The following is a 26,305-nucleotide window of genomic DNA, read 5'->3' as shown; positions in this document are numbered from 1 at the left end:
CGCCCGCACCGCGGTCCTCGCCTACAGCGGCTCGGCCGAGTGGGCGTTCCCGGCGCTCGCGCCGGTTCCGGGACCGGGGTTCGGCCGGGGGTCGACCGAACCCGTGGACCCCGCGGTCCAGTCCGGACCCAGCCTCGTCCGGCGGGGGTTGGCGACCGCCCGGCCGGCGTCTGTCTCCTCCATGCTTCCTCCAGTGGAAAAACGCACTCGTGCCCTGTGGTTGCCGGCGGTGGCACCGGCGAAACGATGAGGTGCGTCACGCCGACACCGCCGACCGGTGACGGCCGCCGGGTGACGCGCACCGCGCCGACCGCCCGCGCGGACCCGCGAACCAGCCGCGACCCGAACCGTTCCGCGCGGTGATCGGCCGGCGTACCGTGGGCCTCGCCGGCTCACCACCGGGTGGGACTCCGCTGGGAATTCTCGCACCGCGGGCCGGGCGGTCCTCCTCCGGGCCGGTGTCCGGACCAGCCACCGTGCCCGCCGACCAGCAGAGGTGGTTGATGATCGTTCCTCCAGCGCCCGCGCCCACGGCCGCCGCGGCGGGCCGGAGCGGGCCGCGAACGGCGCGCCGCCCCGCCCGGTCCCGTGCCCGGACCGGGTCCGACCGGCGCGCCGGGGCGTGGCCGTGAGCTTCTGGGAGTTCCTGGGCGACCGGTGGAACCGGCTGCTGGTGGAGGCCCTGCTGCACCTCAGCGCCGTCGTCCAGTGCACGCTGCTGGCCGCGGTCCTGGGCGTGGGCATCGGGATCGCGGTGCACCGCAGCCCGCTCGGCTCGGCCGCCGCCATCGCGGTGACCAGCGCCGTCCTCACGATCCCGTCGTTCGCGCTGCTCGGGCTGCTCATCCCGGTGCTGGGGCTCGGCGCGGAGCCGACGGTGGTCGCGCTCGTGCTGTACGGGTTGCTGCCGATCGTGCGGAACACCATCGTCGGCCTGGCCGGTGTGGACGGCGCCGTGCGGGACGCGGCGCGCGGTGTCGGGATGAGCCGGTTCGGGGTGCTGACCAGGGTGGAGCTGCGACTGGCGTGGCCCGCGATCCTCACCGGGACGCGGGTCGCCGCCCAGATGCTGATGGGCATCGCGGCGATCGCCGCCTACGTCCGCGGTCCCGGCCTCGGCGTGGAGATCTTCGCCGGGCTGACCAGGGCGGGCAGCGCGAACGCGACCAACCAGGCGATCGCGGGGACGCTCGGCGTCGTCGTCCTCGCGCTGGCCCTGGACGGCGTCTTCGCGCTGGTCGGCCGCCGCACCACCAGGGGTGCCGGTGGCGGCTGAGATCGAGCTGGTCGAGGTGACCAAGCGCTACCCCGGTGTCGCCGCGCCCGCCGTGGACGCGGTCAGCCTCACCATCCGGGCAGGCGAGGTCGTGGTGCTGGTCGGCCCGTCCGGGTGCGGCAAGACCACCACCCTGCGGATGATCAACCGGTTGATCGAGCCGACGTCGGGCCGGATCACCCTCGACGGGCGGGACACGTCGTCGCTGGACCCGGACCGGCTGCGGCGCGGCATCGGGTACGCCATCCAGCAGGCCGGGCTGTTCCCGCACCTGACCGTCGGCCAGAACGTCGCGACGGTGCCGGGGCTGCTGGGCTGGGACAGGTCGCGGATCGCCGACCGGGTGGACGAGATGCTGGAGCTGGTGGGCCTGGAGCCGGCCGAGTTCCGCGACCGCCACCCCCGGCAGCTCTCGGGCGGCCAGCAGCAGCGGGTGGGCGTCGCGCGGGCGCTCGCGGCCGATCCGCCGGTGCTGCTGATGGACGAGCCGTTCGGCGCGGTCGACCCGATCACGCGGGGCAACCTCCAGGAGGAGCTGCTGCGGTTGCAGGCGGGGCTGCGCAAGACGATCGTGTTCGTCACGCACGACTTCGACGAGGCGGTCCGCCTCGGCGACCGGATCGCCGTGTTCGGCCCGCGGTCGCGGGTGCTCCAGTACGACACCCCGGAGGCCATCCTGGCCGATCCGGCGGACGACACCGTCGCGGGGTTCGTCGGCGCGGGGGCGTCGCTCAAGCAGTTGCGGCTGCGGAAGGTGCGCGAGGTCGAGCTGGGCCGGGCGGTGACCGCGCGGGTGACCGACGAGCCCGGCGAGGTCGGCCGCCTGCTGGCCGGGTGCGGCCACGAGCGGGCGCTGCTGCTCGACGCGCACGACCGGCCCGTCGCCTGGGCGGACGTGCGCCGGCCGGGGCGGCCTCGGCCGGTCGGCGGCGCGGTGACCCGCGAGTCGAGCTTGCAGGACGCGTTGGAGGCGATCCTCACCGAGGGCGGCCCGGCGGTGGTCACGGGTGAGCGCGGCGAGTACGTCGGCCTGGTGGAGGTGGACGCCGTGATCGGCGCGGTGCGCAAGCCGCGCGGGGACCAGGCGGGGTCGGCGTCGTGACGGCGGTGCGAGCCTCGGCGGTGCGGGTGTCGGCGGTGCGGGCCTCGGCGGGGGTCGCGTCGTGACGGGGGCTTCGGCGGTGGCGGCAGAGCGGGCTGCGGCAGAGCAGGCGGCGTCGGTGCGGGCTGCGGCAGAGCAGGCGACGTCGGTGCGGGCGGCGTCGGGGGTGGTGTCGTGACGGGCGCGGCGGTCCCGGAGGCGGGGGCGGCGGGGTCGGCGGTTGCCGCGCGGCGGCGGGCCGACAAGTTGCGGCTGCTGGTGCAGCCGGTCGCCGCGGTGGTGCTCGTCGGTGGCGTGCTGGCCTGGGCGTTCACCCGAGACCTCGACTCGATCGAGCGGCAGAGCCTCAACGCGTCCGCGCTCGTGTCGGCCACCTGGGGCCACCTGGTGATCAGCCTCGTCGTGACCGCGCTGGTCTCGGTGGTGGGCGTCCCGCTGGGCGTCGTGCTGACCCGCCGGTGGGCGCGCCGCGCCGCGCCGGTGTTCCTCGGCCTCGCCACGATCGGCCAGGCGACGCCCGCGGTCGGGATACTGGTGCTGTTCTTCCTGGTGTCGGGGCTGGAGGGGCTGTGGGCGGCGGTGCTGCCGATCGCGCTCTACACGCTGCTCCCGGTGCTGCGCAACACCGTGGTCGGTCTCCGGGGCGTCGACCCGGCGCTGGTCGACGCCGGGCGCGGGATCGGGATGTCCGCGGCGACCGTGCTGCGGCGGATCGAGCTGCCGCTGGCGGTGCCGCTGATCCTCGCCGGGCTGCGGACCTCGCTGGTGCACGCGGTCGGCGTGGCCACCCTCGCCGTGTTCGTCAACGGCGGCGGACTGGGCCTGCTGATCGACACCGGCTACAAGCTCGCCAGGGCGCCCGTGCTGGTCACCGGCGCCGTGCTGGCCGTCGGGCTCGCCCTGCTGGTGGACTGGCTCGGCGCCGTCGCGGAGACCTGGCTGGGACCGAAGGGGCTGCGATGAGCGGGCGGGCCGGCACGAGCGGACGGGCGGTGAGCGGCGGGTCGGGCCGTGACGGGCGGTCGACGCGGGCGGGCGCGTGGGGTGGGCGGCGCGCGTCGCGGTGGTCGGTGTCGGCGGTCGTCGCCGCCCTGCTGGTGTCCGCCTGCGGCCTGGAGTCCTCGTTCGCGCTGCCGTTCGAGGTGGCGCCCGGCTCGGTGCGGCCGGTGCCCGAGCTGGTCGGCGTGCCGATCGCCGTGGGGTCCAAGGACTTCACCGAGAACCAGGTCCTGGGCTACGTCGCCGAGGTCGCGCTCACCGCGGCCGGCGCGGAGGTGCGGGACATGACCAACATCCAGGGCTCCGACAGCTCCCGCCAGGCGTTGCTCACCGGCGACATCGACCTGCTGTGGGACTACACCGGCACGGGCTGGATCAGCTACCTCGGCAACACCGACCCGGTGCCCGGCGCGCAGGCCCAGTACGAGGCGGTGCGCGACGCCGACCTCGCCCGCAACGGTCTCGTCTGGCTGGACTACGCGGCGGTGGACAACACCTACGCGTTCGCCGTCACCGAGTCCTACGCCCGCGCGCACGGCCTGCGGACGACGTCCGACATGGTGGAGCTGATCCGGCGCGACCCCGCCCAGGGCGTGTTCTGCCTGGAGACCGAGTTCGTCGGCCGCAACGACGGCTTCACCGGCGTGGCCAGGGCCTACGGGTTCGAGGTCGGCGCGGTGGAGGTCAAGACGTTCGGCATCGGCACGATCTACTCCGCGACCGCGCAGGGGTCGTGCAACTTCGGCGAGGTGTTCACCACCGACGGCCGGGTCCTCGGCCTGGACCTCGTGGTGCTGGAGGACGACCGGAAGTTCTTCCCCCGCTACAACGCCGCGGTGGTGCTGCGCAAGGAGTTCGCCGACGCCCACCCCCGGATCGCGGAGGTCATGGCGCCCGTCGTCGCGAAGCTGGACAACGACACCATCCGGAGGCTCAACGCCGAGGTGGACGTCGACGGCCGCGACCCGGCCGCGGTCGCCCGCGACTGGCTGGTCGCCGAGGGGTTCGTGACCCTGCCCGCCCGCTGACCCCGCCGGCCCGCTCGACCGACGTCCCCGCGCCCGGAGGGACGGGCGCGGCGTGGGAGTGCGTCCCGTCACCGGCGTGTTGCCCGCCTACCGCCGAGTGGGCGAGGATCGGCGGATGGCGGTCGGCAGGGTGGTCCCGAATCTCAAGAGCGCGTCGCTGGAGCAGGCCAAGACCTTCTACACGGAGGTCCTCGGCCTGGCGGTGGTCATGGACCACGGCTGGATCGTGACGCTGGCCGACCCCGCGCGACCCGAGGCGCAGCTCAGCCTCGCGACCCACGACGCGACGGCGTCCGTCGTCCCGGTGGCCTCGATCCAGGTCGACGACGTCGACGCGGCACACGCGGCCGCCGTCGCCGCGGGCGCGGAGATCGTGCACGGCCCGACCGACGAACCGTGGGGCGTGCGGCGGTTCTTCCTGCGCGACCCGGACGGCAACGTGGTCAACGTCCTCGCGCACGGCTGACACGTCCTCGCGCGGCTGACGGCCTCCAGCACGACCGACTCTGCCCGCGCGCCTGACATCCGCGCGCCGGGCGCGCTACCGGAGGCCGGTCCGGAGCGGCCCCGTTTCCCCCGCGGGACGCGTCACGCCTCCTGGTGGCTGAGGGCGCGCAGGGCCTCCACGTAGCGGTTGACGAAGTGGTCGCGCACGCCGTCACTGGTCGGGGCGAGCGCGTCGGCCGTCAAGCCCTTCGCCCGGTCGGCCAGGCCGCCGAGCAGCGGCATCCGGTCGCGCAACTGCCCCGAGGAGTCGATGTAGCGCAGGGTCCGCGTGTGGTGGAACGCGGGCTCCGGCGGCACCTGCGTGACGATGTCGTTGTTGTTGACGAACCGGTGCGTGCGGTCGCGGAACGCCTCGTCGTGCGCTTGGGCCAGCGCCCGGTCGCACACGCGCGGCTGGCCGAACGTGTAGACGCCGTCGGCGAGCAGGCGGGGGTCCTCGAAGTACAGCCGCATCGCGGCCAGCGCGGCGAGCGCCCCGCCGAGGCTGTGACCGGTGAACCAGATGGTCTGGTCGTTGTCCCGGAACTCGGCGACGGCGTCGTGGACCTGCGGGTGGATCGACTGGAGGGCCTCCGCGAACCCGTAGTGGACGAAACCCTTGCCCGCCGGGCCCGGCCAGGGCGGAGTGGACGCGTCGGAGAGCCAGTCCTGGATCTTCCTCGGCTCGGTGCCGCGGAAGGCGGTGAGCACCATGTGGTCGCTGGCCGCGGTGAACGCCTGGGTGTCCTCCAGCGGGAACGGCGGCCGGAAGGTCGTCTCGTGGTGGCGGACGCGGTCGAACCCCCACTCGCGGGCGGTCTGCTCGATCACGTCCGGCGGCTGGTAGGCCAGGCGGGCGGCCTCCGCCATCCAGTACGCCTGCCGCACGCTGTAGCCGGTGGCGGTGTGGTCGAAGGTCTGCACGGGCACGGCTGGGCTCCCGGTTCGATCGGACGGGCTGAGGCCGCCTCCGTTGTAACGCCGGAGCCGCGCGGTGCGCCGCTCCGGCGGCGCGATCTCACCCGAAGGTGGCGCGCGGGGCGCTCCGGTGACGGACAACCGGGCGGGACGTCGCCCGGTGCCGGTCGGCGCGCGGTGGACCGCGTGCGGCGGGCATCGCACGGCGGACCGGGCGGACCGCCGGAACCCCGCTCCGCGTCCGGAGTGGCCGGTGCCCTTTCGTCCCCTCTTCCCCCGACGCCCTGTCCGGCGGCCACCCGGCTTGGTCCACTGGACCGCACAAGGAGGCTCATCATGGCCATGTCGAACCGACGTCGTTTCCTGGTCAACGCCGGACTCCTCACGGGCGCGGCGGCCCTGCCGACCACCACCGCGACCACCACCGCGACCGCGGCCGGTGCCACCGCCCGCGCGGCGCCGCCCGGCGACGCCCCCACGTCGCCGTCCGGGCAGCCGCTGGTGGACGCCTCGGGCCGCGTCGACTGGTCCGCGGTGCGCGCCCAGTTCCGGCTCGCCCCCGACCGGGTGCACCTCAACGCGTTCCTGCTGTCGCCCCACCCCGCGCCGGTGCGCGCCGAGATCGACCGGCTGCGGCGGCTGATGGACGCCGACCCGAGCTGGGTGCAGCGGGCGTACTGGGGCGACCCGTCGGTCAAGGAGTGGGTCCGGCTCCGGGCCTCGCTGGCCGGCTACCTCGGCGGCAGGCCGGAGGAGATCGCGCCGGTGCCGAACACCACCATCGGGCTGGCGCTGGTCTACCAGGGGCTGCGCGTGCGGCCCGGCCAAGAGCTGTTCGTGACCGAGCACGACCACTTCGCGCACCAGAACGCGGTCCGGCTCGCGGCGGCGCGCGGCGACGCCGAGGTCCGGGTCGGCCGGCTCTACGACGACCCCGCGACGGTGTCGGTGGACGAGGTCGCGGAGCGCCTGCGCGCGGCCATCACGCCGCGGACCCGCGCGGTCGGCGTGACGTGGGTGCAGTCCAGCACCGGGGTGAAGCTGCCGGTCCCCGTGCTGGCCGAGGTGGTCGCGCGGGCCAACGCCGGGCGGGCTGAGGCCGACCGGTGCCTGCTCGTGGTCGACGGCGTGCACGGGCTCGGCGCGGAGGACGCCGACGTGGCCGCGCTGGGTGCCGACATCTTCGTGTCGGGCACCCACAAGTGGCTGTTCGGGCCGCGCGGGACGGGCCTGGTGTGGGCCCGGCCGGACGCCTGGGCGCAGCTCCGCCCGGTGACGCCGAGCTTCCTGCGCCGCGACCCCGTCGAGCCGACCACCGCCGACGACCTGGTGCCCGGCGGTTTCCTGGCCTTCGAGCACGTGTTCGCGGTGCCCGCCGCGGTGGACTTCCACCGGCGGATCGGGCGGGACCGGGTCGCCGCGCGCACCCGCGAGCTGTCCGCGCGGCTGCGGCGGGGCCTGGCGGACACGCCCGGCGTCGTCCTGCACACCCCGCTGTCCGAGCGGCTGTCGTCCGGGCTGACGTGCTTCGAGGTGCCGGGCCTCGACCACCACGAGGTCGCCGACCGGCTGGCGGAGCGGCGGATCCGGATCACCAACGCGCAGTACCGGGTGCCCTACCCCCGGCTGGGCACCGGCATCACGAACCGGTCGGAGGACGTCGACCGGGTCCTCGCCGAGATCAGGCGGCTCGTGAGGTCCTGACCACGGCGCACCCCGGAGGGGCCCGCCACCCCCGATCGACCGCGCCGGGAGGAGCGCGTCACGTCGACGGGTACGCCGGGAAGGAGCGCGTCACGCCGCCGTCGTACCCGACCGTGACGGTGGTCGGCGGCGTGCCGCGCTCCACCCAGTCCTCCAGGATCCGCAACGGGTCGGTCGGACCGCCCACCCACGCGCTGGAGCAGTGGTTCTTGCCGGGTATCAGGAACAGCCGGAAGAACCGCCGCGCCTCCGCCACCCCGCCGAGCGCCTCCGCCACGCGGTCGAAGTACTTCGGCGACGACCGCGGCTGGAGCACGCCGTCCGCCCAGTCGGCCGTCATGAGCAGCTTGCCGCCCGACGCGCGGAACGCCGAGAGGTCCGGGTCGTCCGCGCTGATCAGCGCGTCCTTGCGGGTCATCCGCGGCGGGTCCGCGTCGAAGTCGAACGCGCGCGGGTCGTAGTCCGGGCCGGGCGGTTCGTCGAACGCCAGGTAGCGGAGCATCCCGTCGACCAGGAGCGGCGCCAGCGGCGGCGCGCCACCGGTGCCGGTGAGCCACACCGGCCAGTCGCCCTCGCTGCCGGGCAGGAGCCCGCCGTCGGTCAGCTCCACGCCCCGCGAGTCCGTCGGTGTCCGGTAGAGCAGCCGCAGCGCCTCGACCTTCCGGTCGTCGAGGCACGGGGTCCGGCCGTCGCGGCACTCCAGCGCCGACAGGTCGAGCCGGCACGCCCGCGGGTCGTCCAGCATCCCGTCGGCGCGGCCGTCGAGGGCGTCGCACTGGTCCAGCACCGCGTCGTGGACCAGCGGCACGTCCGCCTCGGTGACGATCGGCCGCCCGGCCGCGTCCAGGTTGGCGTTGGCGGCCCAGGCCCAGTTCAGGGTGACCGTGCGGAAGTCCAGGCCCGCGTCGCCCGCCCAGATGCCGTCGAAGTCGTGCGGGTGGCGCTGCGCCTCCGCCAGCGCCTGGCGGCCACCGTTGGAGCAGCCCGCGAAGTAGGAGTAGCCGATGGCGCGCCGGTAGAAGACCTCGGTGAGCTTCTTCGTCGCGACCGTCGCCACGTGCACGCCGCGGTGCGCCCAGTCGACCACGGCCGGCTCGTTCCCGTACGCCCACAGGGCATCCGCGGTCACCGTGCCCAGGCCGCGCGGGTCCGCGCCCCGGTGGCCGGTGTCGGTGGTCGCCGCGGCGTAGCCCCGGCCCAGGGCCGCGACGCAGGCGTCGGTGTCGAGGCTGCCGCACAGCCCGCCGCAGCCGCCGAAGAAGAAGTCGCCGTTCCAGCCGGCCGGGTCGGGCAGCCGCAGCTCGAACGAGACCTGCGGCGCGACGTACCCGCGCACGAGGCAGTGGCCCGGCACGTCCCGGTCGGCGGGCACGACCTCGGCCGTGGCCATCCTGGTCGGCGCGCCGGGCAGCGCCTCCAGGTCGAGGGCCCGCAACGACGCGCAGCGCGCGGCGGCGGAGAACGGCCGGCCACCGCCGGCGGTCGTGGCGGCCGAGGCGGTCACCACCGGCAGCGCCAGCAGCGCCACCACGGCGAGCGCAGCGCTCCTTCTCCCGTTCCCGCGCATGACCGGCCTCCCTGGACCCCGGACGACGACGGAGGCGGCCCAGCCGCGGAGCGGTGCCCTGTGCCCGCACCCGGTGCGCGGATGTGCCGGTGAGATCCACCTTGGGACGCGCCGCGCCGTCTGTCAACAGCCCGCCCGCCGCGTGGGCACGCCGTCCCGGACCCGGACGTGACCAGGCGGTCGAAGCACCGTTGAAGCGGTGCCGAAGCCCGGTGGCGGAGGCTCCGCCCGTGCCGCCGCGCCCGGACGCGCCGACCACCGAGGAGTCCACATGAGACAGTCCTGGCCGATCGCCGCCGCGCCGACAGCCGCGCCACGTGGCAGGCCGCGCTCGACGCCACCTGGCCTACCTCAGCCACCGCACCGGCCACCACCACCAGGCCGTCGAGCACTACCGGCAGGCCCTCACCCTGTTCCAAGGCATCCGCCACACCAACATCACCGCCCGCATCCCCGACCGCCTCGGCCACTGCCACACCGCCCTCGGCCAACACCACCAGGCCCGCACCGCCTGGACCGAAGCCCTCACCCTCTACCTCGACCACGGCCGCCACGACGAAGCCGAACAGGTCCGCCACCTGCTCGACCCCACCACCGGACCAGGTGCCGGGGAACCGGGTGCCGCCGCACCGGATGCCGAGGAACCCACCACCTGAGGCGCGGCGCGCTCGCCGAGCGGACGTGGTCACGCGTAGTCCGCCACCAGGGCCGCACCGGCGGCGACGGCGGCACGGGCCGCCGCGAGGAGGGCGTGCACCCCGCGAGCGCGGTCGTCGCCGTCCGCCGCCGGGACGACGCCGAGGACGGACGCGAGGTGGCGCGGCTCGGCGGCCAACCGGGGCGCGAAGAGCACCAGGCCGCCGGGCGCACGGGCGTCCGCCACCACCGGCTCGGTGAACGACCCGCCGCCGGTCGGGGCTCCTCCCGGCACCCGGCCGGACGTCGCGAGGTGCGCCGCCGACCACCGCAGTCCGAACAGGACCGAACCCCCGGCCGAGGTGCGCGGAGGCGGGCCGCGCAGGCTCCTCCCAGGCGGCGAACCCGACGCGCCCGGTCGCTACCCGCGCGCCCGCCACGAGATCCCGGTGGTGCTCCGCCTCGTCGTCCGGGAGCGGCAACCCGTCGCCGGGCGGGGGCGGTTCCCGCAGCCGTGGCGGTCCGACCAGCAGCCGGAGGTGCGCGGGGACGGGCTACGGGCGGCGGGTACCGGCACCGTCGCCCGCCTGCTTCAGCACGACCCGACCGGCAGGAGGTAGACCAGGGTGTCGTCCACGCCGTCCAGGAGGAGCACGTCGTGCGCGAGGTCGTCGTAGAACCCGCCGACCATGCCCAACGACAGCGACAGCCCCGCCGCGACCAGCGCCAGGTTCTGCGCGAGGTGACCGGCCTCGGTGAACCCCAGCCGCGCCGCCCGCAGCCCGTAGTCCCGGCGCAGCTCGCCGACCCGCGCGTACAGCCCGAGCAGCGCCGGCGTGGTGGCGAGGTCCACGCCGCCGCCGCGCACCGCGCCCGGCCCGAACCAGCTCGCCGTCCGGGTGACGTCCTCGACCGGCGGCGCGGGCGCGACCGCCACCAGCCGCCGGTCGTCCTCGTCCACGTCGTACAGGCCCGGCTCCAGGCCGTCCACCGACCACGCCACCAGGCGCAGCCGGGCGGTGTAGAGCGCGCCCGCGCTGGGGTGCGGACGCCGGCCGTCGGGCAGCCGGCCGTGCGCGGTCCACAGCAGCGCCGCCAACCGGGCGGCGTCCAGCGGCCCGCGCAGCGCGTCGCCCCGACCGGTGCGCCGGTCGCGCAGCACCTCCCGGAGCGTCACCGCGGTGTCCGGTGGCTCGGGCAGCCGCACCACCCGCCGCCCCGGTCGCGGTGCGGCCCGGTCGCGGGTGTGGTCCTTGCGCGGGCGCTGCTCGTCGACCTCCGGCCGGTACTTGCTCGCCTCCAGGTAGCGGCGGTCGGGCGCGTCCGCGCCGTCGGCGTGGAACCCCGCCACCCCGGACGGCGCGAGCGCGGTGGCCGCGACCAGCCAGCAGACCAGGCGTTCCTCGTCCGGGCCGACGCCCAGCCGGTTGAGCAGCATGTGCAGCTGGGACGCCCAGGCGCCGCGCGGCAGGTCGGCGCGCAGCTGCCGCACCCAGTGCTCCACCGCGCCGGTCGGCGCGGTCTCGACGCGGTCCCACCGCGCGCTCAGCTTCGCCGCGCGGGCGGCGTGCAGCCGGTGCGCGGCCAGGTGGGACGACATCGTCGGCGCGGTCGCCGGTTCGTGGCGCATCCGCCAGGACGCGGCCAGGCCGCGCAGCCACGACGCCGCCGCCGGCCGGTCCAGCCCCAGCCCGGAGGTCGTGGCCATGACCAGTTCCACGGCGGCGCTGAGCTTGGCCTGCGGCGTGCGCGCCGCGGTCAGCACCGCCACCGCGACGTCGGTGCTGCGGCAGAAGACCTCCTCGGCGATCGGCAGCGCCTCCGGGCCGCCGTAGCGCTCCACCTCCGGCTCGTAGGGCACCGCGCGCACGTCCCCGTGCGGCAGCAGGGGCTCGTCCGCCACGCCCAGCGCGGCGTGGTACTTCTCCGGGTCCATCGCCACCTCGGGGTGGTCCTGCGCCGCGACCAGGCAACGCAACTGCCCGGCGATCGCGTCCGCGTGCCCGGCCGCGTCCCGCAGCCGGACCCGCAGGTGCGGGCCGGCCTGCCAGTAGCGGATGAAGAACCAGTCGGAGATCCGGCCGGCCGCGCGGTGCTCGGCCATCGCGGGCGCGAGCACGTCGGCGACGAACGCGTCGACGTGCTGCACCCGCCACGACACCCGCACGTGCAGTCCAGTCCACGTCACGGTCGTCCCTCCAGCGGGGTGAGGTCGTAGGTGAAGCCCGTAACCCGCGGCCTGCCCGCCACGAGCAGGTAGAGCAGGGTGTGCCCGGCCGGCGCCCGGACCAGCGCCTCCAGCCGCTCGTCGTGCACGCCGCGCAGCGGGCGGCAGAACAGGCCCGCGCCGGCGGCGGCCGCGCAGACGCGCTGGGCGGCGGAGCCCACGGCGCGCAGCAGGGCCCGGTACCCGTCGGGCCCGGTGTCGGCCACCGCCGCCGCCGGGTCGCCGGTGATCACCAGGGCCAGGTTCGCGCTGCCGACGTCCACGGTGTCCGGCGGGTGCCGGAAGGCGTCCCGGAGCCGCGCCACCGCGGGTCCCGGCTCGACCGGCCGGTCGGCGTCGTACCACCCGTCCGGGACGCCCTCGACATCGCGCGCCGCCAGCCGGTGCCGCACGTGCGCGAGGCGCGGCAGGGCGGCGACCACCGCGTGCCACGCGGCGGCGGGCAGGGGCCGCGGGTCCGCGGCGACGCCGCGCGGCCCGAACCCGGAACTGCGCGCCGGCGGCCGTGGGGCGGGCGCGCCGGTCTCGCGGTCCGAGCACACCACCACGCCGTCGCCGGCCACGCGCGCCCGCAGGCCCAGCCGCGCCGCGTGGTCCGCGAGCGCCGCGAGCAGGTGCCCGAGCTCCAGCTCCACCAGCACGTCCGCGAACTCGCCGTACCCCGCGGAGAAGCGCTCGGGGCGGCGCACGAGGTCGAGCCGGGCGCACGGGCCGAGCCGTTCGGGCGCGCCGCCGACCAGTGCCCGGCGCACCGGGTCCAGCGGCCACGACCGGCCGTCCGCGACCAGCACCACGTCCACCGCGAACGCCGACCGCGCCGACGGGTAGGCGCGGTGGTCGTTGTACGGGTTCCACGGCTCCCACCGCAGCGGGGTGGCCACGTCGGTCAGCAGGTGCGCCAACGCGGCACCGAACGCGCCCCGCTCGGCCAGGCTCCTCAACGCCGCTCGGGGTCCGGGTTCGAGGGGCGGCGGGGGCGGTGGCGGGCCGGGCGCGATCGTCCTTTCGGGACCGTGCCGGTAGGCGGCGGCCAGCTCCTCGGCGGCCCGCGCCCCAGCGGGGACCGGCGCCTCGGCGGCGGTCGCGCCCCCTGGCTGTCCGTCGACAGGCCGTGCGCCAAGCCGCTCGTCGGCCGACGGCGCCTTGGCGGGTCCGGCGGCCCGCGCGTCGGACCCGGTCACGGGAAGGGGTGGGGCGGCAGGGGCCCGGTCGCGCGCAGCCTCGGCATGCCGCGGGTGCGGCGGTCGCGCTCGCCGAACGTCATCGGCAGCGTGCCCGGCACCACCACCTTCGCCGAGTGCAGGCCGAGGCGGTCGCGCACCGGCGGGTCCGTCAGGTCCACCGCGATCACCTCCAGGTCCGCCGCCGCCCACGCCGTCACGTAGTGCTCCAGCAACGCGTCCAGGTCGTCGAGCGGCACGTCGGGCGGGGCGGGCGCCACCGGGTCGTCCGGTCGCAGGAAGTCGTAGCGGTCGGCGGCCTCGGGCAGGCCGTTGACCGCCACGTGGTCCTCCATCGTGCGGATCAGCTCAGGTTCGCGCAGCAGCCGCAGCAGCCGTTCCCGGTCGTGCTCCGCCGGGTCGGCGCGGGCGCGCTTGGCGGCCGACTCGACGTCCACCGCCACCTCCACCACCGCGGACCGCACGGCGGCGTCCGGGTCGACCCCCGCGCCCGCCGCGAAGAACGCGCGCGGCGCGGACGGCGCCGCCCCGGTGTAGCGGGCCAGCGCCAGCACGGCGGGCACCGCAAGGTCGTTGGTCGCGTCGTAGCACTCCAGCCGGTAGTCCAACTGTTCCAGCCGGTCGGACAGGTGCAGCGCCAGTTCGTCGCGGACCACGAGCGCGCGCAACGGCGTCCGCTGGTACCACGCCATCAGGAACGCGTCCCGCTCGGCGATCTCGAACAACCCGTACAGCACGGCCTCGGTGAGGCTGTTGCCCGTGCCGCACCCGTTGGACGTCTCGTGCAGGAACCGGGTACCCGGCGTGCCGCCCCAGTAGACGGCGTGCTCGGGCACCGCCACGGTGGTGCCGCGCGAGTACGACCACCCGTGCACCCACCGCGTGCGGGTGTCCGGCGTGTAAGGCGTCACGCGCGGCGACGGGAAGTCCGGCAGGCCCAGGCGGGTCGGGTCGACCGCGCGCTCCGGGCCCAGTTCGGCGAACGACGCCTCCAGCACGGTCCGGGTGCGCCGGGGCCGCATCCCGGCGAGCCGTTCCACCGCCTCGAACAACGCCACCCGCTCGGACTCGGCGAACGTGGCCGTGCGGCCGAAGCCGGCCTGCTGCCCGTCGTCGGTCACGATCCGCGCGCTCACCGCGGGCAGCGGCAGGTCGCCGATGGGGGTCAGCCGGTCCACCGGTCCGTGCCGCGGGTCGACCAGCGCGGCACGCAGCGCGTCGCCGCCGGTGCGCGGGTTCGCGCCGCGCAGCGTGCCGGGCGACACGGGCGCGGGCGCGCGCGCCACGACGGCGGAGGCTGCGGTGTCGTCGGGCAGCGGCCCGCACACCGGGCATCCCTCGGGTCGGGTGCGCACGGGGTGCTCGGCCACCGTGCCGACGTCCACGCGGATGGCCAGCACGCGGTCGCGGTAGGCGTCCGGGTCGGCCAGCACGAGCGCGGTCAACGCGTCCACCAGCGGTCCGTGCGCCGGCGAGGGCACGCCGCCCACCCGCATCCCGTCGTCGCGGCGCGGTACGACGGCGCTCTGCGCGGCGAGCCTGCCGTCCTCCGCGCAGGACAGGCACACACCCGGCCCACCGCCGACGACCGGACCCAGCAACGTCACCGCGCCGTCGTGCCGCACCGGCAACACCGCCACGCCGTCCGCGCCCACGTGCCGCAGGTCCCCGACCGCGTAGTCGCACAGCACCACGACGCTCACCGCACCGCCTCCGGGGCCGCGAAACCCACCGGGCCCGACACCACCACGCTCACCGCACCGCCTCCGGGATCGCGAAACCCACCAGGCCCGCCGCGTGCAGGACCGGCCCCAACGCCACCCGCTTGACCTCGACGCCGCCGATCAGCTCGCCCAGCCGGCGCTGCAACCCCTCCTCCGCCGCGCGCACCCCGTGCGGCCAGTGCCACGCCCGGTCGGTCCACGGGACGCCGGCGGTCTTCGGCTCCTCCACCGGGAACGCGCCGGACAGCACGACCGGCTCCGACCCGCCCGCCTGCGCGCGGCCCGCCGCCGCCATCGCCGCGAACGCGACGGCGTCGGCGGCGGTCGCCTCGACCGCCCAGGACAGCTCCGCGCCGCCCGCCCGGACGACCGCGCGCACCACCCCGTCGCCGAGCCGCGCCACCTCCGCCTCGGCGGGCAGCGCGAACCGCAGCACCACCGCCTTCCACCACCGCCGCGCGGTCGGGTCGGCGTGCCACTCGTCGGGGTCGACCGGGGTGCCCGGCAGCGACCGGGCGGCGGCGCGCAGCGCGAGGCCGAGCGCGTGCACGGCGTCCGCGCCCACCGCGGTGCGGTCGGGCGCGAGCCGGTGCGCGGCGCGGACCACGGCGTCCAGCCGGGCGGACCGCTCGGTGACGCCGTAGCCGACGACGTCGCCCGAGGCGGCCAGCTTCACCGGCACCTGCGGCAGGTCGCCGGTGTCCGGCGCGGGCACCGGCCCGAGCTCGGCGTCGCCCAGCACCTCGGCGATCCGGCCGGCGGGCGGGACCGGGCGCACCGCCGACAGCCACGGGTGGTAGTCCGCCCGCAGCGGGTCCAGCCGCGCGACGAGCACCGGCTGGTGGACCGGTCCGGGCGGCGGCGCGTCGTACCAGGTGCCCGCCACCTCGTGCGCCGGGTCGGGCAGGTCCGCCACCGCGCACACCAGCCGGTGCGCGGCGGCCGAGCCGACCAGCGCCGCCAGCACCTCCGGCGGCTCGCCCGCCGCGCCGCCGAGGCGGTGGGCGACGGCCTCGGCACCGAGGCGGTGGGCGACGGCCTCGGCGTCGGCGAGCACGTCGCCCCGCGCGCCGGGCGCGACCACGAAGCCCACGTCGGCGGCGCACCCGGCGGCGACCGCGTGGCCGTCGCACACCAGCACCAGGTCCGGTCCCGGCTCGACCGGGCCGACGTGGAGCCCGGTGTCCGCCAGCGCCCGGCGCGCGGCGGCGGCCAGGGCGCCGGGCCCGGCGACGGTCACCGCGGCGCGCCGCAGCGCGTCCCACGCCCGCGCGGGCCGCTCCGCCACCGCCTCCAGCCACCGCGCGACGTGCTCGGGCGGTCCACCGGCGGCCCAGGACGCGGGCACCCGCACCAGCAGGTCGTGCTCGTGCAGTTGGCCGATGATCAGCTCCAGGGCCGCCGCGACGGCGGGCGGCGCCTGGTCCGGCACGGTCAGCCGTTCCGGCGGCACGCCGTCGGCCAGCGGTCCGGCCAGCCGCTGCCAGACCGTCCACAGCCCCTTGCCGCCGTCGACGTTGAAGCTGGACGACCACCCCCGCACGTGCAGGCCGGTGGGCGTCGGGCTGGCGTGGACGATCGGGCGCAGGCGCAGCAGCTCCCCGTCGGCAGGCTGGTCCGTCACGAGACCTCCCAGTACGTTTCCGCGACCACTTCGAGCACCCGGCCGCCGGGCGACCCCGCACCCGGCACCGGCAGCGCCTCGGTCAGCTCGACGCCGTCCGGGAACCGGGACAGCAGCCGCGGCAGGCAGCGCAGGTGCAGGGCGTTCCCGAGGTCGACGTACTGCGGCTTGGCCGCGATGAGCCGGCGGCTCAGGAAGTCGGCGGACAGCGACGACGAGCGGGCGTCGACGAACACGTGGCCGGGCAGCCCGTGCCGGGCGCGCCACGCCGCGACCGCGGGCGCGACCTCCTCCTCCGCGCCCAGCGCGGGCGCGGTCGGGAAGTCCCACGCGCGGCGGGCCAGCACCACGTCGCGGTAGCGCAGCCCGCCGCGCCGCACCACCTCGCCGTCGGCCTCGCTCGACCGGAGCGGCTCCAGGCCGACCCGGCCGCACGCGAGGTCCGAGTACAGCGGGACGTACCGGTCGGGCAGCACCAGCGGCATCAGGAAGCCCAGGTAGACCACGTCCAGCGGCTCGCCCCGGTGCACGACCCGCAGTTCGTCGGCCACCGGGTCGTGCCGGACCAGGAGTTCGTCGGCGGGCAGGTCGGCCCACCGGGCGTCCTCGCCGACCTCGTGCGGCGCGAGCAGCGGGTGCAGGTTGGCGTTGAACCCGCGCAGCGGCCGGAACTGCGCGAACCGCGCGCCGAGCGTCCGCCGCAACCGGGCGGCCACCGCGTCCGCCGCGCCGGGCAGCCGCCGCAGGAACCGGCTCGTGAACCGGCCGAACCCCGGGTAGACGTGGTTGACCACGAGCCGCCCGTCCCGCGACGGTTGGCCGAAGAACGCGTAGGAGCCGGGGCGGCGCAGCCACGTCGGCACGTGGTGGGCGGCCTCGTCGACCAGGTCGTCGGTCAGCACGCCGTCCGCGGGCGCGGCGGCCGCGAGCTTCGCGCGGGCCTCCAGCAGCGCCACCACCTCGGGGTCGCCGGTCCATTCGGCGGCGTCGGCGGTGTCCTTCCACGTGCCCGCCAGGAAGACCGCGCACTCCGCGAGGGTCGCGACGCCGCCCGCGCCGACCGACTCGACGAACCGGTTGCGGAGCAGCCTGCGCAGCAGCACCTGGTGGTCGAAGAGGACCAGCAGCGGGGTGAGCCTGGTCAGCGCGTCGGTGCCCGTGGCCGGCGCGGGCACGGGTTCCGGCAGGAGGACGTCCTCCAGGACCGGCGCGATCCCGGAGAGGTCGACGCCCACCCGCTCGCCGAGCTCCCGCCAGCCGGTGTCGAGCGCGGCGGCGGCGACGGCGCGCGCGGGCGGGTCGGCGGTGGCGAACGCGGCGGTGGTCGCCACCAGCCGCGCCAGGCGGTCGGCGGCGTCGTGCGCGCCCCGCTCGCGCAGCCACGCGACGATCGCCGACGGCGCGTCCGGGTCCTGGGGGTGCACCGGTTCCACCGGCACCAGCAGGCCGATGTCCAGCATCCGCTCGACGTAGCCGCGGGCGGCGGCGCGCGCGTCGGGCGTGGACATCCGGGCGGCCAGCGCCCCGACCAGCGCGGACGGCTCGACGCCCGCCGCACCGGCGGCGCGCGCGGTGGCCACGACGAACCGCAGCGGCCCGGTGGCCGCCAGGTCGACCTGCTCCTCGCGGGTGACGTGGATCCGGGACGGCGGCGCGTCCGCGCCCGGCGCGATCGGGGCGTCGCGGCGGAACACCACGCGGCCGTCCCGGTCGTGCAGGCCGGGCGCGAGGCGGTGCGGCCGGTCGCGGAAGGCGTCGACCAGGCGGGCCAGCAGCAGGCGGTTCACCTCGGTGTGCGCCACCGGCCGCGCGGAGGGCCACGGCCCGTCGCCCCAGTAGCCCCAGCCGACGTGGGTGTACCAGGACAGCGGGCTGGTCTTGGCCGTGGCGCGCAGGGCGTACCGCAGGACGGTCGCCTCCGCCTTGCGCGCCTTGCGGTCGGGCGTGCCGCCGCCCGCCGCGGTGCGCGCCAGGCCGTGCAGGAGGTCCGCGCCGGTCAGCACCCCGGCCAGGCGCACCGGCTCGGCGTCGCACACCCGCGCCAGCACGGCGCGCTCCGCGGCCAGCGCGGCCGGCCACGCGGTCAGCAGCGCGTCGGTGGCGGCGTCCAGCGCGGCGCGTTCGGCGAGCCAGCGCGCCAGCACGGGCACCCGGTCGGGCAGCTCGCCCAACTCCGCCAGCAGCGCGGGGCGGGGCGAGCGGTCGTTGTGGACGTCGCGCCGCAGCGGCAGCACGACCCGGCGGTGGAACTCCGGCGGGTGGTCGGCCGCGCTGTCGTGCAGCGCGTCGGCGACCTCCGGCGCGAGCCCCCGGACGCGGGCGCGTGCCGCGACCGCGGCGGCCATCGCCGCGCGGAAGCCCGCCGCGCCGGCCGGCGGCCCGGGGTGGGGCAACGCCGCCACGCGGACCACCGCGTACGGCGCCAACTCGGTGGTGATCACAGCGGCCATGCGCGCTTCCTTCCGCGGGAGTGGTGGTCGGGGGCGTCGGGACCGACGCCCCCGACCGGGGGCACCGACCTGCCGCCGCGGCGGGCGGTCGCGGCGGGCGCGTCGGCCCACCGCGACCGCCGGCGCCCGGCGGTGTCCCGACCTGCCCGGGTGGAGCGCGGGCGGACGGGACGCGGGCGCCGCTCCGCCGTGCGCGGCAGCCGCGCGGTCGGCGGTGTCACGGCCGGCACGTCCAGGACCGCGTCCTCGACGTCGGGCGCCGGCCTCGCGGCACCGCCGGACCGGCGTCGCGGTCAGCGGTCGGCGACGGGCCTGCTCACGCCTGCGTCGGCTGGCTGCAGCACGAGCAGGACGCCGCACCCGCACCGCCGTCCGCGAACGCCGCGTCACCGACGGCCGTCACGGCCAGCTCGTCCAGCACCAAGTCCTCGACGTCGAAAGACAGCTCCATGACACCCTCCTGGTTGGTTGTCGCGACCGGCTGACCAACGCCGACCACGGTTCGAATCAGCCCCGGGGTTCGAATCAGGCCCCCGGGGGTCGAATCAGCCCTGGGTCGGCCGGCTGCAGCACGAGCAGGACGCCGCACCCGCACCGCCGTCCGCGAACGCCGCGTCACCGACGGCCGTCACGGCCAGCTCGTCCAGCACCAAGTCCTCGACGTCGAACGTCAAGTCCATGTCGTCCTCCTTCGTCCGATCCGGAATCGTGCATTGCAGGGCGGAACCCTAAGCAGATGGATCGGACACCGACAAGACCCGTCGACGCTATTCCAGATGATTCGGGAAAGGGGCCGGGAGGTCATTCGGGTGACAGGTATTCGTTCGACCTCGGAAGCCCATTTGAACTCCCGATGGGCGTGCTCGCGGAAAACGCCGGGCAAGTGCGGCGAGGAACCCCCGACCGGGTGTAGGTTGCGCGACCCACAGCGCCGACAGCGCCGGACGGGCACGCGTGGTCCGAGTGACCGAAGCACACCGTCCGCCATTCGCCCGGAACCGCCGGACGCGTGACCTCCCGCGCGGGGTGCGGGATTCCGAACGACATCGGGCGCGATTCGGGAGAGCGGACGGTTCCGGGCCGTTATCGGCAAGACCACGCTGGTCAGCCCACTGCGGCGCGGGACGACCCGCTCGTGTGCGGCCGGTCGGCGCATTTATCGCATACGGCCGGTGGAGCGTTGAATTTCCTGTCGCGGTCGGCGCGGAGCGCGGCCGGGCGGGCTTTGGCCGGCCCCGAAACGAGCCGCGCCCGAACCGGAAATCCACGGCATCCCGGTTCGGCGGTCCCCGAACCGGGATGCCGTCGGCCCGTCGCGCGCGGGATTCGGCACATCGGATCTTCGGGCGTGCGGGACCTCGCCCACCGGAGTTGTCGTCCGCCGATGCGCGGCGCGCGGCGACGTCGTCCCGGCGCCCGGCGCCCGGCGGAACGCTATTCACCTGGGTGCCGGAGAAGTGACCGCGGTTATCCGCGGACCGGTCGAATGGACTGGACGCGGTGGGACTCCGATCGGGGGCCAGGACGGCGGGGCTCCGACGAACAGGTCGGCCCGCGGGCGTCGCACCGAGCGGTCGCATCGGGCGGTCGCACCGGGCGGTCGCCGTGACCGCCCGGTGCGACCGGGACTCCGGGTCGTCGCGCGCCGCTCAGGCGAGCCGCACCCGCTCGTTGGGCACGCAGTGCGTCATCTTCAGGCCGGAGACGTCCCGCGGGCCGTTCGCGCCGAGGTTCGCCAGGCGCTCGCGGTCCTCGTCGGTCAGGTCCTGGCTGGCCAGCGGCGGGAGGTCGGCGACGTCCCGGGGCTTGATGCCGAGCCCCTCACCGACCCGCAGGCCCAACTCGTCCTCCACCAGCAGGAAGTGCCACACCATGCGCTCCTGGATCGGCCGGTCGCACTGCGCCAGCATCGTCACCAGGTTGTGCACGAGGTCGTCGCGCTCCCACTGCTCCATGAGCAGGTAGCGCTGACCGGCCTGCCGGTAGTCGTCGGTGCGCGGGATCCGCTTGCGCGTCAGCCGCCCCTCGATCACCGGCCCCTGCTCGTCGTGCGTCGGGTACTCGCCCTCCCGCAGCCCGCCGGTGATCGACGGCTCGTAGTTGACGTGCGGGTTGTTCTTCGCCCCGTCCACGTGGTACGCCATCTGCCCGTCGCGCTGGTTGGTGCGCACGGAGGCGTTCCGGGCCTGGTTGACCGGGAGTTGGAGGTAGTTCGGGCCCACCCGGTAGCGCTGGGTGTCGCTGTAGGAGAACGTGCGGCCGACCAGCATCTTGTCGTCGGAGAAGTCCAGGCCGTCGACCAGAACGCCGGTGCCGAACGCGAGCTGCTCGTTCTCCGCGAAGAAGTCGTCCACGTTGCGGTTCAGCACCATGCGGCCGACCGGCTTGGCGGGGAACTGGTCCTCCGGCCACACCTTGGTGTCGTCCAGCGGGTCGAAGTCCAGCTCCGGGTGGTCGTCGTCGGTCATGAGCTGCACCAGCAGCTCCCACTCCGGGTGGTCGCCGCGCTCGATCGACTCGTACAGGTCCTTGGTCGCGTGCCCCAGCTCGGTGGCCTGGATCACGGCGGCGTCGGCCTCGGTCAGGCTCTTGACGCCCGCCTTGGGCATCCAGTGGTACTTGACCAGGTGGGTGCGCCCCTCGGCGTCGACCCACTTGTAGGTGTTCACGCCGAAGCCCTGCATGTGCCGGTAGTCGGCGGGGATGCCGCGCGGGCTGAACAGGTTGACGAGCATGTGCATCGCCTCGGGCGTCTGCGACATGAAGTCGAAGATCCGGTTCGGCTCCTGCCGGAACGTGACCGGGTCCGGCTTGAGCGCGTGGATCACGTCCGGGAACTTGATGGCGTCCCGGATGAAGAACACGGCCAGGTTGTTGCCGACGAGGTCCCAGTTGCCGTCCTCGGTGTAGAACTTGATCGCGAACCCGCGCGGGTCGCGGGCGGCCTCCGACGAGTCCCGGCCGCCGATGACGGTGGAGAACCGCACCGCCACGTCCGTCCGCTTGCCCGGCTCCTGGAACAGCTTCGCCCGCGTGTAGGTCGAGATCGGCTCGTCGCCCCACTTGCCGTAGCTCTCGAAGTAGCCGAACGCCACCGCGCCCCGCGCGTGCACCACCCGCTCCGGGATGCGCTCGCGGTCGAAGTGGCTGATCTTCTCCAGGAACTGGTAGTTCTCCAGGGTGGCCGGTCCGCGCGCGCCGACCGTCCGCTGGTTCTGGTTGTCGTAGACCTGGTGCCCCTGCCGGTTGGTGAGCACGGGGCGGTCGTCGCCCGGCTCCGGGCCCTGGCTCGCCACGTCAGTCATGAGATCCCTCGGTCCTTCCGCACGTCTCGTCCCGTCGTCCCCCCGGGCCTACCCGGGATCGGGGTCGATTAACGGAAATGACCCGACTCGTGAGTGTCGTCCGCGCGTGCGGCGACGGCCGTCCGGTCACGGGCGGACACGAGCGGACAGGCCGCCACCCGGTCGGGCCGCCGGTCACCACCCGTGCGGGTGGGGTGCCCGAGCCGGCGCAGCCGTGCCGGGATGACAGACGTGGACGGTCCGTGACCGGGCCCGCCGACTCGCCGGACGGGCGGGCGACGGCACAAGTCACTCGGACGAGTGACCACGGCGCGGCACACCACGGCGCGGCACACCGCCCGCGCGGCACACCACGGCTCGGGCCACCGCGGCTCGGGCCACGCGGGAGAGTCGGTCGACCGGACCCGGCGAACGGGGCGGGCTGCACGGCGGGCCTCGCCCGCCGGAGGAGGCCCCGGCCGGTGAGGAGGCCCACCGGCCGGGGCCGGCCGCCGGGGCTCACGAGCGGCGCGGCGGCCGGCCGGGGTCAGCTCCCGGAGCGCACCACCGGCGCGGCGGCCAGCCGTTCGAGCAGGGGCACCGCCCGCGCGGGCTCGGGCAGGTCGAGGATCTCGGCGCGCACCCGCTCGGCCGCCCGCCGGTACCCCGGGTCCGCCAGCACCTCCGCCACGGCGGCCCGCACGTCCTGCGGGGTGGCGGCGACGGGGTCCAACTCCCGGCCCACCCCGAGCCGGACGCACTGCTCGGCGTTGTGCGGCTGGTCCGCGCCCATCGGCAGCACCACCACCGGCAGGCCGTGCGCCAGCGCGCCGATCACGCTGCCCGACCCGCCGTGCGAGACCACCACGTCGCAGCGCGGCAGCACCTCGTCCTGCGGCAGGTAGCGGACGATGCGCACGCCCGCCCGCTGCTCGCCGAACTCCGCCGGGTCGACGTGCTCGCCGACCGTCGCCACCACGTCCACCGGCAGGTCGCCCAGCCCGGCCAGCACGCGGTGGAACAGGTCGCCGGACTCGGTGTTGAACACCGTGCCGAGGGTGAAGTAGACGGTGGGCCGGTCGGACCCGGCCGGCCCACCCACCGGCGGGCGGATCGGGAAAGCGGTGCCCGGCAGGGGGAAGTCCGGGTGGCGGAAGCTGGGCGGGAACGGCGAGAGCAGCAGGTGCCGGTGCTGCGTGACCAGGTCGGGGTCGGGCGGCAGCCCCTGTTCGGCGCGCAGTTCGGCCAGCGCGGGCGCGACCACCGCCGGCCGCACGAACGAACCCGATGCGATGACCTGCGCGTTGGCGTAGGGCAGCCCGAGCACCTCGGCCGCGAGCACGCCGCCGAAGTCCGTCTCCTCGCAGACCACCACGTCCGGCCGCCACCGGCCGAACAGGTCCAGGTAGTCCGGCAGCCTCCGGGTCACCCCCTGTCGCACGAAGATCTCGCGCAGGTCGTCGTCCTCGCGCTGCCGGTCCGGCACGAGCAGCGGGCGGCGTTCGGCCGTGGCGGCGGCGCCGCCGCCACGGCCCACGGCGAACGCGGTGAAACCGGCCGCTTCGACGGCCGCCCGCCGCGCCGGCCCCGCGGCGAACGCGACGGTGTGGCCGGCGGCGACCACGGCGCGGGCGATCGGCACCAGCGGTTGGAAGTGCCCCGCCCCGCCGGCGAAGGTGAACAATACGCGCATCCGACCAGCCTATCGGGGCGCCTGCCGCGACGACCCGCCATTTTCCCGCCGCCACCGGCACGCGCGGCGGTGCGGCGAACGGGTGGTGCCGCGTCGGGTTCGCGGCTGCGCGCTAACGAGCGGGCGCGGCGCGTCGATTCCGGTGGTGACCCGAGGGGGCACACCGTGACGACGACCGTCCTCCCGCCCGGCACCGCCGGGCGACTGCGCTCCTTGCCGCTGCTGGTGCCCGGTTTCCTGTTCCTGGTCGCGTTGGCCATCGCGCCCGTCTCGCCGGCGCGGGCCACCGACGGCCTCTACAAGATCACCACGACGCAGTTCTCGATCAGCCACCACGACATCGACTGCGTGCGCGACCGGGAGCAGGTCGCCACCTGCACCACGCAGGTCGCCGGCGCGACCCTCCGCGTCCGGCTCGACACCACGCCCGGCGCGGCGCTCTCCTGCACCGCCACGTACGACGGTCAGGACATCGCGTGCAAGCGGACGTTCGACTACGGCCCCGGCTCGCACCGGGTGCACCTGTCGTCCTTGACGGTCCCCGAACCCGACGCCGCGGCGATCCGGGGCGCGTACCCGTGGTGGTCGGCGGTCTTCGACGGCGCGTGGTTCGCGGTGGCCCTCGGGCTGGTGGCGGCGGTGGCCGTCGCGGCGGGGGTGCTCGCGTGGTCCTGGTCGGGCACCCCTCGCCCCGCCGCGCCGCGCCGGGCACTGCGGGCGGCGCTGACGTTCCTGGTGTACTGGACGTTCTGCATTCCGGTCACGCTCGCCGTGGCGCCGTGGGACGGGACGGCCCTTTCCTTCCACATCCTGCTCATCCCGCATTCGGTGCTGCTGCCCGCGGTGCTCGCGATGGTGTGGCAACTCGTGCTGAACCAACCGCTCACCGGTGCGACCGGGCAGCGGATCGGGCTGACCGCCGCGAGCGTGCTGACGACGCTGGTGTGCACGCCGATGATGCTGTTGCTGTTGACGCTGGCGTCCGGAATGCCCGATTGACGCCTGGTCGCGCGGAAGCCGGTCGGTGAATCCGGCGGGGCGCGCCGGGCCGTTCCCGGCGCGCCCCGTTTCCGACGGACCGGCCTCATTTCCGGCTCGACTCGTTTCCGGCTCGACGCGTTATCGGCTCGACTCGTTTCCGGCACGACGCGTTCCCGACACGACTCGTTTCCGGCACGACGCCGATGCCCGAATCCGGTTACGCGGGTTCGACCACGATGTCCTCGTAGACCTTCCCCTCCTCGGTGTACGCGACGACATTCGCGGCATTGGTGACGGTGAACCCCTTGGGATCGCCGGCGGGCGGGTCGAGGCGCAGGGCGTTGAAACCGAGCCGCAGTTTCAACGGCCGGCCCGCCGCCCGCACGGTCACCGTGAACTCGAAGGGGAACCGCGCGAGCTGGAACCGGTCGAAGTTCCGGTCGAGGAGGTCCTTGTCGGGGTGCTCCCGGTAACGGGTGAGCCAGGCGCGGACGTGCGCGTCGTGGGGCACCTCGTAGAGGTCGAACAACTGCTCCCAGTCGTGGGTCGTCAGCGTGCCGGACAACGTCACCGTCACATCGATGTTCTGCACCTCCAACGGGAGGAGGATGGTGACACCGGTGCGCACCTTGACGTCGCCGACGAGCGCGCCGTCGGCCGCGGGGTCGGTCTCCTCGAACTGCCCCGTCTGCCCGGTCTCGTCTCCGGCGGCGGTGGGAGTGCTCATGGCTGACCTGCCTGAAGTCCGTAGGGTCCTGGAGTGCGCGTGGTTCTCGCGTGCGGCCGGTCCGCGGCCCGGCGGGGCGCCGGGCCGCGGACCGGGAGGTGGTGGCGCCCCTCAGGCGACCAGCACCGGCTCGAAGTCGACCGGGATGTCGTTGTTGTCCTGGTCCTTGCCGCCGCCGGACGCCGGGTTGGGCACCGTGAAGTCCTTCGTGGTGCCGTTGAACGCCAGCCGCAGCGTCTCGAAACCGATCCGCAGGTGGGTGACCCCGCGCAGGTTCTTGGCGCTGATCTTGAACTTCAGGAAGATCTTGAGTTCGGTCCGGGTCACCTTCTCATAGGTCTGCTTCAGCACGCTCTGGCTGCTGTCCTGCTTGAACTTGACGACCCACAACTTCCAGCTGCTGGAGCTGGGCAGGTTGTAGACCTTGTAGATGGCCTCATAGCTGTAGGTGTTGAGCGTTCCCTCGATGGTGCCCTCGATGTCGACGCCCTGGGAGTCGACTCTGATGCCCTTGAAGCTGCTGAACCCGTGGAAAGCGGTGATGTTGTCCGCCGCCGCGCTCGCGGGACCGGCCGAGACCAGTCCGGCGCCGAGCACCAGGGCGATCACCGCGACCACGGAGGAGATGATTTTCCGCATGGAATTCCCCCGTATTACTTCACCCGCCGGACGGGCACCTTAATGTGCCCGTCGCCCAG

At 75.5% G+C, this 26,305-nt stretch carries 23 protein-coding genes; 8 read left to right on the top strand and 15 right to left on the bottom strand.

The window, feature by feature from the left end:
* Nucleotides 1-21 precede the first annotated feature (21 nt).
* Nucleotides 22-183, bottom strand: coding sequence for a hypothetical protein (locus C8E97_RS34635; RefSeq protein ID WP_170211885.1), 162 nt, complete (start codon nt 181-183; stop codon nt 22-24).
* Nucleotides 184-628: 445 nt separating this feature from the next.
* On the opposite strand from C8E97_RS34635, the gene C8E97_RS16800 reads away from it, so the two are divergent.
* The 5 genes from C8E97_RS16800 to C8E97_RS16780 all read left to right on the top strand — a co-directional run bounded on the left by C8E97_RS16800 (nt 629) and on the right by C8E97_RS16780 (nt 4,871).
* Complete coding sequence (locus tag C8E97_RS16800; RefSeq protein ID WP_121011660.1) at nt 629-1,276, top strand: ABC transporter permease; 648 nt, start codon at nt 629-631, stop codon at nt 1,274-1,276.
* Nucleotides 1,266-2,378, top strand: coding sequence for an ABC transporter ATP-binding protein (locus C8E97_RS16795; protein ID WP_121011657.1), 1,113 nt, complete (start codon nt 1,266-1,268; stop codon nt 2,376-2,378). Before C8E97_RS16800 ends, C8E97_RS16795 begins: the two co-directional genes overlap by 11 nt.
* 174 nt (nt 2,379-2,552) lie before the next feature.
* A complete protein-coding gene (locus C8E97_RS16790) occupies nt 2,553-3,341 on the top strand; it encodes an ABC transporter permease (RefSeq protein WP_121006581.1) in 789 nt (262 codons plus the stop codon).
* Nucleotides 3,338-4,405: a glycine betaine ABC transporter substrate-binding protein gene (locus tag C8E97_RS16785; RefSeq protein WP_121006580.1), complete on the top strand. Its 1,068-nt coding sequence runs from the start codon at nt 3,338-3,340 to the stop codon at nt 4,403-4,405. The genes C8E97_RS16790 and C8E97_RS16785 overlap by 4 nt, the downstream gene beginning before the upstream one ends.
* A gap of 115 nt (nt 4,406-4,520) precedes the next feature.
* Complete coding sequence (locus tag C8E97_RS16780; RefSeq protein ID WP_121006579.1) at nt 4,521-4,871, top strand: VOC family protein; 351 nt, start codon at nt 4,521-4,523, stop codon at nt 4,869-4,871.
* A gap of 122 nt (nt 4,872-4,993) precedes the next feature.
* Here the strand turns inward: C8E97_RS16780 and C8E97_RS16775 are convergent, their stop codons facing one another.
* Entirely contained in the window at nt 4,994-5,821 is an 828-nt protein-coding gene (locus C8E97_RS16775) for a lipase family protein (protein ID WP_246018938.1), read from the bottom strand.
* Between the two features lie 324 nt (nt 5,822-6,145).
* On the opposite strand from C8E97_RS16775, the gene C8E97_RS16770 reads away from it, so the two are divergent.
* Nucleotides 6,146-7,513 (top strand): aminotransferase class V-fold PLP-dependent enzyme, encoded by a 1,368-nt coding sequence (locus tag C8E97_RS16770; protein ID WP_211347042.1) that lies wholly within the window; start codon nt 6,146-6,148, stop codon nt 7,511-7,513.
* Between the two features lie 58 nt (nt 7,514-7,571).
* Here the strand turns inward: C8E97_RS16770 and C8E97_RS16765 are convergent, their stop codons facing one another.
* Nucleotides 7,572-9,080 (bottom strand): tannase/feruloyl esterase family alpha/beta hydrolase, encoded by a 1,509-nt coding sequence (locus C8E97_RS16765; RefSeq protein ID WP_121006578.1) that lies wholly within the window; start codon nt 9,078-9,080, stop codon nt 7,572-7,574.
* Nucleotides 9,081-9,397: 317 nt separating this feature from the next.
* Between C8E97_RS16765 and C8E97_RS16760 the strand changes: the two genes are divergently transcribed.
* Nucleotides 9,398-9,736 (top strand): tetratricopeptide repeat protein, encoded by a 339-nt coding sequence (locus tag C8E97_RS16760; protein ID WP_121006577.1) that lies wholly within the window; start codon nt 9,398-9,400, stop codon nt 9,734-9,736.
* Nucleotides 9,737-9,765: 29 nt separating this feature from the next.
* On the opposite strand, the gene C8E97_RS16755 is transcribed toward C8E97_RS16760, so the two are convergent.
* From C8E97_RS16755 to C8E97_RS16720, 10 genes are all read right to left on the bottom strand, one after another.
* Nucleotides 9,766-10,011 (bottom strand): hypothetical protein, encoded by a 246-nt coding sequence (locus tag C8E97_RS16755; RefSeq protein ID WP_121006576.1) that lies wholly within the window; start codon nt 10,009-10,011, stop codon nt 9,766-9,768.
* A 297-nt stretch (nt 10,012-10,308) separates the two neighbouring features.
* Nucleotides 10,309-11,904 (bottom strand): thiopeptide-type bacteriocin biosynthesis protein, encoded by a 1,596-nt coding sequence (locus tag C8E97_RS16750; RefSeq protein WP_170211884.1) that lies wholly within the window; start codon nt 11,902-11,904, stop codon nt 10,309-10,311.
* Nucleotides 11,901-12,884 (bottom strand): hypothetical protein, encoded by a 984-nt coding sequence (locus C8E97_RS34630; protein WP_170211883.1) that lies wholly within the window; start codon nt 12,882-12,884, stop codon nt 11,901-11,903. The genes C8E97_RS16750 and C8E97_RS34630 overlap by 4 nt, the downstream gene beginning before the upstream one ends.
* A 236-nt stretch (nt 12,885-13,120) precedes the next feature.
* Nucleotides 13,121-14,827, bottom strand: coding sequence for a TOMM precursor leader peptide-binding protein (locus C8E97_RS16745; protein ID WP_121006574.1), 1,707 nt, complete (start codon nt 14,825-14,827; stop codon nt 13,121-13,123).
* Nucleotides 14,828-14,876: 49 nt separating this feature from the next.
* Entirely contained in the window at nt 14,877-16,472 is a 1,596-nt protein-coding gene (locus tag C8E97_RS16740; protein ID WP_121006573.1) for a hypothetical protein, read from the bottom strand.
* Entirely contained in the window at nt 16,469-18,922 is a 2,454-nt protein-coding gene (locus C8E97_RS16735; protein ID WP_121006572.1) for a lantibiotic dehydratase, read from the bottom strand. Before C8E97_RS16735 ends, C8E97_RS16740 begins: the two co-directional genes overlap by 4 nt.
* A gap of 316 nt (nt 18,923-19,238) precedes the next feature.
* A complete protein-coding gene (locus C8E97_RS36520) occupies nt 19,239-19,373 on the bottom strand; it encodes a hypothetical protein (protein ID WP_281275433.1) in 135 nt (44 codons plus the stop codon).
* Between the two features lie 94 nt (nt 19,374-19,467).
* Nucleotides 19,468-19,602 (bottom strand): hypothetical protein, encoded by a 135-nt coding sequence (locus tag C8E97_RS36515; RefSeq protein WP_281275432.1) that lies wholly within the window; start codon nt 19,600-19,602, stop codon nt 19,468-19,470.
* A 969-nt stretch (nt 19,603-20,571) separates the two neighbouring features.
* Nucleotides 20,572-22,227, bottom strand: a complete 1,656-nt coding sequence (locus C8E97_RS16725) for a catalase (RefSeq protein ID WP_121006570.1) — start codon at nt 22,225-22,227, stop codon at nt 20,572-20,574.
* A 526-nt stretch (nt 22,228-22,753) separates the two neighbouring features.
* Nucleotides 22,754-23,899, bottom strand: coding sequence for a glycosyltransferase (locus tag C8E97_RS16720; protein ID WP_121006569.1), 1,146 nt, complete (start codon nt 23,897-23,899; stop codon nt 22,754-22,756).
* A 165-nt stretch (nt 23,900-24,064) separates the two neighbouring features.
* Between C8E97_RS16720 and C8E97_RS16715 the strand changes: the two genes are divergently transcribed.
* On the top strand, nt 24,065-24,898 hold the full coding sequence (locus C8E97_RS16715) for a hypothetical protein (protein ID WP_121006568.1): 834 nt from the start codon (nt 24,065-24,067) through the stop codon (nt 24,896-24,898).
* A gap of 199 nt (nt 24,899-25,097) precedes the next feature.
* Here C8E97_RS16715 and C8E97_RS16710 read toward each other — a convergent pair whose 3' ends face one another.
* Together C8E97_RS16710 and C8E97_RS16705 are read right to left on the bottom strand one after the other, a co-directional pair.
* A complete protein-coding gene (locus C8E97_RS16710; RefSeq protein ID WP_121006567.1) occupies nt 25,098-25,607 on the bottom strand; it encodes a hypothetical protein in 510 nt (169 codons plus the stop codon).
* Nucleotides 25,608-25,718: 111 nt separating this feature from the next.
* Complete coding sequence (locus C8E97_RS16705; protein ID WP_147455144.1) at nt 25,719-26,246, bottom strand: hypothetical protein; 528 nt, start codon at nt 26,244-26,246, stop codon at nt 25,719-25,721.
* Nucleotides 26,247-26,305: the final 59 nt, after the last annotated feature.

This window comes from Saccharothrix australiensis (genome assembly GCF_003634935.1).
Classification (GTDB): domain Bacteria; phylum Actinomycetota; class Actinomycetes; order Mycobacteriales; family Pseudonocardiaceae; genus Actinosynnema; species Actinosynnema australiense.
The sequence above is the reverse complement of the archived record's forward strand: the minus strand, read 5'-3'. Positions and strand labels throughout refer to the sequence as shown.

Excerpts from the sequence above, each read along its gene's own strand:
- C8E97_RS34635 (WP_170211885.1), bottom strand. The coding sequence starts at position 183 with ATGGAGGAGACAGACGCCGGCCGGGCGGTCGCCAACCCCCGCCGGACG.
- C8E97_RS16785 (WP_121006580.1), top strand. The coding sequence starts at position 3,338 with ATGAGCGGGCGGGCCGGCACGAGCGGACGGGCGGTGAGCGGCGGGTCG.
- C8E97_RS16780 (WP_121006579.1), top strand. The coding sequence starts at position 4,521 with ATGGCGGTCGGCAGGGTGGTCCCGAATCTCAAGAGCGCGTCGCTGGAG.
- C8E97_RS16770 (WP_211347042.1), top strand. The coding sequence starts at position 6,146 with ATGGCCATGTCGAACCGACGTCGTTTCCTGGTCAACGCCGGACTCCTC.
- C8E97_RS16765 (WP_121006578.1), bottom strand. The coding sequence starts at position 9,080 with ATGCGCGGGAACGGGAGAAGGAGCGCTGCGCTCGCCGTGGTGGCGCTG.
- C8E97_RS16735 (WP_121006572.1), bottom strand. The coding sequence starts at position 18,922 with ATGGCCGCTGTGATCACCACCGAGTTGGCGCCGTACGCGGTGGTCCGC.
- C8E97_RS36520 (WP_281275433.1), bottom strand. The coding sequence starts at position 19,373 with ATGGAGCTGTCTTTCGACGTCGAGGACTTGGTGCTGGACGAGCTGGCC.
- C8E97_RS36515 (WP_281275432.1), bottom strand. The coding sequence starts at position 19,602 with ATGGACTTGACGTTCGACGTCGAGGACTTGGTGCTGGACGAGCTGGCC.
- C8E97_RS16725 (WP_121006570.1), bottom strand. The coding sequence starts at position 22,227 with ATGACTGACGTGGCGAGCCAGGGCCCGGAGCCGGGCGACGACCGCCCC.
- C8E97_RS16720 (WP_121006569.1), bottom strand. The coding sequence starts at position 23,899 with ATGCGCGTATTGTTCACCTTCGCCGGCGGGGCGGGGCACTTCCAACCG.
- C8E97_RS16710 (WP_121006567.1), bottom strand. The coding sequence starts at position 25,607 with ATGAGCACTCCCACCGCCGCCGGAGACGAGACCGGGCAGACGGGGCAG.
- C8E97_RS16705 (WP_147455144.1), bottom strand. The coding sequence starts at position 26,246 with ATGCGGAAAATCATCTCCTCCGTGGTCGCGGTGATCGCCCTGGTGCTC.